This is a genomic window from uncultured Campylobacter sp., from assembly GCF_938030685.1.
Classification (GTDB): domain Bacteria; phylum Campylobacterota; class Campylobacteria; order Campylobacterales; family Campylobacteraceae; genus Campylobacter_B.
Genome location: NZ_CALHHX010000195.1, coordinates 1 through 4,605 on the forward strand (window position 1 = coordinate 1; position 4,605 = coordinate 4,605).

Here is a 4,605-nt window from a genome sequence, read left to right on the forward strand (position 1 = left end):
GAGAGCAGCACGCCGTAGCCGAAAAACAGCGCGATCGCCGCGATGAAGCTCTTGCTGCCGAGAACGTTTAAAATTTTATCCTGCTCGGAGATAGAATTTGCGCCGCGAGAAGTTTTTTGCGCTGAGGTTTCGTCGGAATTTACCGCAGCGTTTTCCGCCGAGCTTGCCGCGGAATTTCCCGTCGCATGCGAGTTTACCTCAGAATTTCCCGTCGCATGCGAGTTTGCCTCAGAATTTGCCGCGGCACCCGAAGCTGCGGTATTACTTTCAAAATTTAAATTCCCGCTCTGTGCGCTGTACGTGTCAGAAATATGCGCGAAATTCGCGCCTTTTCGATATTTTTTCAGCTCGGAGTTTGAAATTTTACCGATCTCATAGCCCTCCGCCGCACGCTTGAAGCTAAAGCCGAACTGCTGCGGCTGGTAGCAAAAGCCCGACTTCGTGCAACCCAAAAAATCGCCGTTAAGTACGAAATCATCGCTGTCTGCGGCGTTTGCAAGCACGAGACCCAAAGGCACGACGATGCTAAATTTGCCCTCGTAAATTTTATAATCTTTGTATTCGGTCGCGGCGGGCAAATTTATTAAATTCGTCACCTCTGCACCGTCAGTGAAAATTTTTATCTCGTTTTGATAGAGATAGATTCCGTCTGCGATATCGAAGCTTAGCGTTACGCTATCGCTCTGCGCCGTCGCGTCAAGCTTGAACGCGTCGGATGGTTTTAAGGGCTCGGCGCCTAAACCCAAGAGAAAAAATGCCGTCAAAATCAGCGATCTGATCAAATTTTATCCTTTGAAATTTTTTCCTACATTCTAACGTAATAAGTATGAATTTATAGTGTAATCTAAAGAACTTTTTTGTAAAATTCCTTAAAATTTTTAGGAGGCGATATGAGCAAAGAGATCAAAACCGAAACGGGCGAAATAGCGCTGAAAGAGATAGAATTTAAAAGCTCAAAGTATGAAAAAATCTCGTTCAAAGACTACGAAACGCTGCTTGAGAGATACCAGATCGAGCTTTTGAAGCTGCAAAAATTCGTAAAAGAAAAGGGGCTAAAAATTTTGATTTTGATGGAGGGGCGCGACGCGGCGGGCAAAGGCGGTACGATCAAGCGTTTAACCGAGCATCTAAACCCGCGCGGATGCCGCATCGTGGCGCTCGAAAAGCCGAGCAACGTCGAAAAGACGCAGTGGTACTTCCAGCGCTACGTCGCGCACCTACCCAGCGGCGGCGAGATCACGATATTTGACCGCAGCTGGTACAACCGCGCGATGGTCGAGCCGGTGATGGGCTTTTGCACCCACGCCGAACACAAAGACTTCCTGCGCCAAGTGCCTAAATTTGAGGAGCTTTTGGTAAGTGCGGGGATAATTTTGTTTAAATTTTACTTCTCAGTCTCCAAAGAGGAGCAAAAAAGGCGCTTCGAATCGCGCCGCACCGACCCGCTGAAGCAATACAAGCTTTCGCCGGTGGATGCGAGATCGCAGGAGCTGTGGAATCAATATACGCTCGCAAAATACTCGATGCTGCTCGCTTCGAATACCGAGTTTGCGCCATGGACAATCCTTGATAGCAATGACAAAAAGATCGCGCGACTAAACGCCTTCCGCTGCATCCTCTCGCGCATAGATTATCCCGAAAAGATCGATGCAAAGGAGCTCGCGGTGGATCCAAACCTCGTGCGAAACGGCGCCAGGGAGATAGTGCTAATGGAGGATAGCCAAAAAAGCGAGGCTTGGCGCAAGCTGGAAAGCCCCTCTCGCAAGAACAAGAAGGATAAGAAAAAGGGTTGAATCTTGCCAATGGAGATTACTCGCTAAGAATTGCCATGAAGGCTTGCTAGGAATTGCTTCATTAGGGATTTATTTCCCAATAATAGAAAGGCATTGAATTTTACAGCTTTTCATTTAAAATCTTTAGCGGGATTCCATCCTGTTGGGAATTGAAACAAACGTCGCAACGATCTAGCCGATACCATATATAGTATAATTTCATTCCGTTGGGAATTGAAACATCGCTATGGCCTTGTTTTGCAGTATAGCAATCGCGTAGAATTCCATCCCGTTGGGAATTGAAACGCACCCTAAGTACTACCTATAACTTTGCCGTCGATAGTAGAATTCCATCCCGTTGGGAATTGAAACGGCTAAAATCTAAATTCCGATCTTGTGAGTTTAAGTAGAATTCTATCCCGTTGAGAATTGAAACTTCTGCCACTGCATTTTATAGCGTCCCGCAGGAATGTGGAATAATTCTATCCTTTGGGAATTGAAACGCCTAAATGGGCTTATTGCACGTTTTGCGTAGGCGGTAGAATTCATCTTGTTGAAATCAAAACGGATTTACGCGATACACCTTTTGCGGCAGGAATGGGTAGAATTCTCATCTCGCTAGAAAATTTAAAAGATTAGTTGTGGCTGGGATAAGATACAGCATGGGGCACTTATGTGAAATTTCATTCGGTTTCAATTTGCCCACCAAATATATTAAATTTATAGGTTACGAATAAAATTTTGAAGTTACTTATAGATTAAAATTTTAACGAACTGTATATTTGCCACAATATAAATAAATTTAAATGCAACTCATTTAGTAGCAAATTCCAAAATATTTGCAAAAATGCACGCTAGGGATTTTAAAAACTAGGTTAAAAAAGGGATTCTGTATTAATTTCAATTAAATTTACGCTACAAATTTAAGATCATGAGCCAAAGTATAGAATTTAAAATTAAATTATATGATACCAAAGAGGCAGAAAGATGGAAAAAATTTTATAAAGCAGAATTTGGTAGCATCCACTGAAACTGCAAAACAAAGAATATCGGCGTGGTCGTCATAAAAAGGAAAAATCATCTAAATTTAATGGATACTACCGCCTTTGCCACATAAAGTATAATAAATAAATGCCTCCGCCAGTTATTTTTTAAAATTTTTAAAAAATTTCTTCAAAAACGCCTTATAAAAGATCGCCAATTTCGACTCTTTTTTCTCATAAATCACGCGAAAAACGCCCTGCAGATCCAGCTTTTCTTGCAAAGTAATGTTTTGCACTCTACTCTCCTATAAGTTTTTTTATCTTATGCAGCACAAACGCAGCGTCGTCGCTATCGAGCTCGCACAACATCTGGCATATCGCGGTCGCGGCCTGCGGCTTGGTCGTGCCTAAACGCCAATCCTGATACGTCCGCATCGACACGCCTAGCCTCTGCGCCATCGCGGCGTGCGAGATCTTTTTGCCGTTGTTTTTAGCTTCGACGGCATTGTGCAAAATGTTGAATATATCGCTCGTTTCTAACATATGAAAATTATACAAATTTATTCGTTAATTATACATAAAATCGTATAAAATGAATAAAAATCGTGTTATTCATAAGTAAAAATAGCAAAACACTTCGTTTATCCGTATGAATTATACAGAATACTGCATAAAATAAACATAAAATTTTATAAAATTTTGCATATTATGCCGTAAAGATGAACCGGCTTGCACAAACAGGCATCTTATAGAACGGCACATTAAATTTTAAAACGGGGATAGATGAAATTTTACACATCGAAGCTTTTGGGATTTGATTTTTTTGATCGGTTCTGGCAGCTATTACAAACAAGATGGAATTTTACCCTTTACCCAGCTATACTTGCCGACGCAAAGAGTGCTTCAATTCCCAACGGGATGGAATTCTACGATCATCGATAAGTTTTGCGTCCATACGCAGCATGTTTCAATTCCCAACGGGATGGAATTCTACCCAGTATATGACACAGCCGATCCATCGGCAACGGTTTCAATTCCCAACGGGATGGAATTCTACCTGCTCGTAATCGATACGAGGAAGAAAACTCTGTAACGTTTCAATTCCCAACGGGATGGAATTCTACCATAACCTCGCTTGGTTTGTTCTCGCTCTTTGTGCGTTTCAATTCCCAACGGGATGGAATTCTACAGGCGTAAAGCAATGCAAGGTTTTAGAAAACTACACGTTTCAATTCCCAACGGGATGGAATTCTACCTAGCGCCAAAAAGCGGTGATGATGAAGCAGACGAAGGTTTCAATTCCCAACGGGATGAAATTCTACTTTTTCAACCTCTTTTACGGTATCGCCATACACGAGTTTCAATTCCCAACGGGATGGAATTCTACATAAAGTAATCTCTTTTTGAAATCTCTTTCATGGTTTCAATTCCCAACGGGATGGAATTCTACTGTCCATAGCGTGCGCCACAACATAACCGACAAATTGTTTCAATTCCCAACGGGATGGAATTCTACAAATTTAACGCTGGGCTTCCGTCTTTCAATAATGGGTTTCAATTCCCAACGGGATGGAATTCTACATACGATCAGGCGTAACGGCGTGCGAATAGATGCAGTTTCAATTCCCAACGGGATGGAATTCTACGATAGAGTAAAGTTTGACCTTAGAGTAGAGAAATGTTTCAATTCCCAACGGGATGAAATTCTACTCAAATCATAGTTATTGAAAATTATACTTTTCTAGTTTCAATTCCCAACGGGATGGAATTCTACAGCACGAATTTTCCCATTTTCCTAGGTAGAAAGTGTTAGGAGTATATATTTTTATGCCTTAAAATGGACTAAATTT

Annotated in this window: 5 protein-coding genes and 1 CRISPR repeat array; of the genes, 2 read left to right on the forward strand and 3 right to left on the reverse strand. The window is 41.9% G+C overall.

Annotated features, from left to right (window positions below):
* Nucleotides 1–782 (reverse strand): protein-disulfide reductase DsbD N-terminal domain-containing protein (locus tag Q0369_RS09270; RefSeq protein ID WP_298099021.1); only part of this gene is annotated, 782 nt, incomplete at its 3' end.
* A 108-nt stretch (nucleotides 783–890) separates the two neighbouring features.
* On the opposite strand from Q0369_RS09270, the gene ppk2 reads away from it, so the two are divergent.
* Together ppk2 and Q0369_RS09280 are read left to right on the forward strand one after the other, a co-directional pair.
* The gene (gene ppk2, locus Q0369_RS09275) at nucleotides 891–1,793 is read left to right on the forward strand and encodes a polyphosphate kinase 2 (protein ID WP_297879905.1); all 903 of its coding nucleotides are present in this window, start codon (nucleotides 891–893) and stop codon (nucleotides 1,791–1,793) included.
* 468 nt (nucleotides 1,794–2,261) lie between these two features.
* Nucleotides 2,262–2,411: a hypothetical protein gene (locus Q0369_RS09280; RefSeq protein ID WP_298099025.1), complete on the forward strand. Its 150-nt coding sequence runs from the start codon at nucleotides 2,262–2,264 to the stop codon at nucleotides 2,409–2,411.
* Between the two features lie 505 nt (nucleotides 2,412–2,916).
* On the opposite strand, the gene Q0369_RS09285 is transcribed toward Q0369_RS09280, so the two are convergent.
* On the reverse strand, nucleotides 2,917–3,051 hold the full coding sequence (locus tag Q0369_RS09285; RefSeq protein ID WP_298099028.1) for a hypothetical protein: 135 nt from the start codon (nucleotides 3,049–3,051) through the stop codon (nucleotides 2,917–2,919).
* Nucleotide 3,052: 1 nt separating this feature from the next.
* Nucleotides 3,053–3,298 (reverse strand): helix-turn-helix transcriptional regulator, encoded by a 246-nt coding sequence (locus Q0369_RS09290; protein ID WP_040303199.1) that lies wholly within the window; start codon nucleotides 3,296–3,298, stop codon nucleotides 3,053–3,055.
* A 293-nt stretch (nucleotides 3,299–3,591) separates the two neighbouring features.
* A CRISPR array of direct repeats spans nucleotides 3,592–4,529; the repeat unit is 30 nt; unit sequence GTTTCAATTCCCAACGGGATGGAATTCTAC.
* The last annotated feature ends 76 nt before the right edge of the window (nucleotides 4,530–4,605 follow it).